4 protein-coding genes and 1 pseudogene are annotated in these 2,837 nt (G+C 64.3%); 2 read left to right on the top strand and 3 right to left on the bottom strand.

The window, feature by feature from the left end:
- The 3 genes from JCM19049_RS11010 to JCM19049_RS20340 form a co-directional block, all read right to left on the bottom strand.
- Nucleotides 1-583: NAD(P)-binding protein (locus JCM19049_RS11010; RefSeq protein ID WP_279403005.1), on the bottom strand; the 583-nt coding region annotated here is incomplete at its 3' end.
- Nucleotides 584-1,504 (bottom strand): glycosyltransferase 87 family protein, encoded by a 921-nt coding sequence (locus JCM19049_RS20335; protein ID WP_279403006.1) that lies wholly within the window; start codon nt 1,502-1,504, stop codon nt 584-586.
- Between the two features lie 2 nt (nt 1,505-1,506).
- Nucleotides 1,507-1,923, bottom strand: a complete 417-nt coding sequence (locus tag JCM19049_RS20340; RefSeq protein WP_279403007.1) for a hypothetical protein — start codon at nt 1,921-1,923, stop codon at nt 1,507-1,509.
- 499 nt (nt 1,924-2,422) lie between these two features.
- On the opposite strand from JCM19049_RS20340, the gene JCM19049_RS20345 reads away from it, so the two are divergent.
- A complete protein-coding gene (locus JCM19049_RS20345) occupies nt 2,423-2,548 on the top strand; it encodes a hypothetical protein (protein ID WP_279403008.1) in 126 nt (41 codons plus the stop codon).
- Between the two features lie 11 nt (nt 2,549-2,559).
- Nucleotides 2,560-2,837, top strand: a pseudogene (locus tag JCM19049_RS11025) (TetR family transcriptional regulator); the annotation flags it as partial.

Here is a 2,837-nt window from a genome sequence, read left to right on the forward strand (position 1 = left end):
CGCGCGAACCACCGGCCACATGGGCGGCACAGCCGGCCAGCAGCGCGGCCGCCTTCGGGTAGCGTCGGCTCAATGCCTGTTGCAGGCCCATTCCGCCCAGGGTCGCGACCCCAAACGCGGCCAGCGTTCCAGGATGGGCGGGTAGTCGCAGCAACGGATTCAGCAGGGTGTCCCCCAGCTGGTTAATCCGCTGCACCAGCGGACCCAGGAGTCCGGCGAACACCGCGCCCTGCCCAAGGGGTAGGTTCGAGCCCGAATCCAGGTGCTCTACGGTCCGGTCCAGATCCTGCCAGGCGTAGGCGGTGCGCTGGTCGAGCACGTGGGCGTAGGACATCTGGGGCACAAGGAAGTCCACTCGTTCGCGGACCTTCAGGTCGGCGAACGCCGGGGAGAGCAAAGCCATGGGGTGCACCGCGCTACCCACATCGAAGACCGCCTCGGACCCGTCCAGGGGGATGGTGCGCGCGGCGCCGCCGATGGTGGTATTGGCCTCGTAAACCGTGACATCCAGTCCTGCCCGTGCCGCCACACACCCCGCCGCCAGCCCATTGGGTCCGGCCCCGACCACGGCGACCCGGCTCATTCAGCTCCTGCCGCCGGCGGAGGTCGTGGCTTCGGAAGGGATGCTCCCACGCCGACTTCGCACAATGCTCCAACTGATCCGATCATCCGCCGCGGCGAACGGGCCGGCTTGCGGATCCTCCTGACCCACCGCTCTGACTGGGTCATATTCTGGCTTTAGAATACTTTGAACGACACGGAACATAAGGTATCCGAGCATGAACATATGGGCCAGGACCAACACGACGTAACCCGACTCGGGGAATGCGTGATTGGTCTCCACCTCCGAGGAGTAGCTGTGGATGTAGAACCACAATCCATAAAAGTGCAGCACCTCCACCGCCATCCACACAGTGAATTCCTTCCACCGCGGCAACGCCAGGGCAAAGAGCGGAATAAGCCACACGATGAACTGCGGCGAATACACCTTGTTCACCAGCACGAACGATCCCACAATCAGGAACACCAGGCTCGCCACTCGCGGACGCTGCCGGGCGAAGAAGGTCAACAACGCCACCGCCACGCAGGCCAGGAAGAACAGAACCAGCCCAACCGGGAGATGGCCTGGGCCTCCAAATGCACCATCCGGCACCTTGGCGGCGACAATGTTCCACACGTGCCAGAAACTGGATAGTCCGGCACCGCGTTCGGAAGTGAACTTGAAGAAGTGGGCGAAGGACTCGGGGAAGGCCAGGGCGTAGGGGATGTTGACCGACAGCCACGCTGCCAATGCCGACCCGCCGGTCACGGCAAAAACCCGAAGCTTGCCGGTGCGCAGCGCAAGGACAAGCACGGCGCCCAGGAACAGGACCGGGTACAGTTTTGTGGCGGTCCCCAAACCAATGAGCACCCCCGCCAACACCAGGTGCCGGCGCGCAAAGCTGAGCATCCCCAGCGCAAGCAGGGCCACTGCCCACATGTCCCAGTTGATGCTTGCCGTCAAGATCATCCCGGGGCAATGGCGACCATGGCCGCATCCCACGGACGACGCCCGGCCATGCGGGCAGTGCACAGTACGGTCACCAGCCAGAGCACCGAAACCAGGACCAGGTTGAAGTCAAAGTACAACAAGGCGCGGTTCACTGCCGTCTCCGGAACCAGGGCTGCCACCCCCGAAGCGGCCGCGCTCATCAGCACCGGGTACTCGAATTCGGCTCCCGCGCTGAAAGGGGCCCACGGATTTTCGGCAAAGCCCCGCGCTCCGAAGAGCGGAACCCAGTCGGTGTAGCAGGCCATGAGGTAGGGATTCTGCCCCGTCCAGCCATTGACGCGGCATGGGTTCTTGGCCAGTAGCATCAAAAGCGAACCGATGACGGTGAGGATGATCAGCACCCGTTCAACCGTAAAAATCCCCGGGCTCACCCGCCCGGGATCGCTGCGCCGCCCCAATGGACCACCAATAACGCGAGTGAACTGACGCAGGAAGCGTCACTGCGCGAGGGCACGGTGATCCGCCACGGCTGGCGGGTCTGCTGTCGCTTTCTTGGCTCACCCATGATCCCCACCCTAGTTGTTGGAAATGGCGAAGACCCGCATCAGGCCCGCTTGTCCTGCATGTGTTAACGCATGACCCCGCGTCCCACCGCTTCCTGGGCGTCGCTACGTTTTCCGCCTGTACCGCCGACCGGCGGAAGGTAAACCGGACGCCGACTCAAGCACTGCCAGCAACCCACCCGCCAATCCCCGGGCTTCCAGCTTGTCTTGGGCCGCAAGGACTGTGGGTGGCTTTCTGAACCAAATGGACGGGGCATTTCCGGCCCGCGTTGAATTCCCTCCCCGGCGAAACCTGTCACCAGCGAAGAACCAGGCGCTCGAGCAGCACTTGCGCCGCCCGCCAGGGACGTTTCTGAAAATGCAGGACATGCAATCTACTGTCGGCGCGTTGGCCAACTTCCGACCCGCCTATAGTGAGGACATGGAAACGGGGCAGCAGCGGGCCATGGACGCGGCCATTGAACTGGTGGGGACCAGGGGCTGCGTGCCCTGACCCATCGTCGGGTGGATGAACATGCCTGTCTGCCCGCGGGTTCCACCTCCAACTACGCCCGCACCCGGGCGGCCCTGGTACATGCGGTCATGGATCGGATCATCGAGCTGGAAGCCCGGGCCACCGAGGCGGCCACGATGCCGGCAACGGCCGCACAGCTGCTGGAGTCCATGGCCCGGCTGATCGATGCGACCACCGGCGAGCGCCGGGTGCTGAGCACCGCGCGGCTGATCCTGTTCATGGAGGCCAGCCACGATGAGCGGTTGCGGGAACGGGTCGCGGCGGCCGG

Source organism: Arthrobacter sp. JCM 19049, from assembly GCF_001310435.1.

Excerpts from the sequence above, each read along its gene's own strand:
- JCM19049_RS20345 (WP_279403008.1), top strand. The coding sequence starts at position 2,423 with ATGCAATCTACTGTCGGCGCGTTGGCCAACTTCCGACCCGCCTATAGT.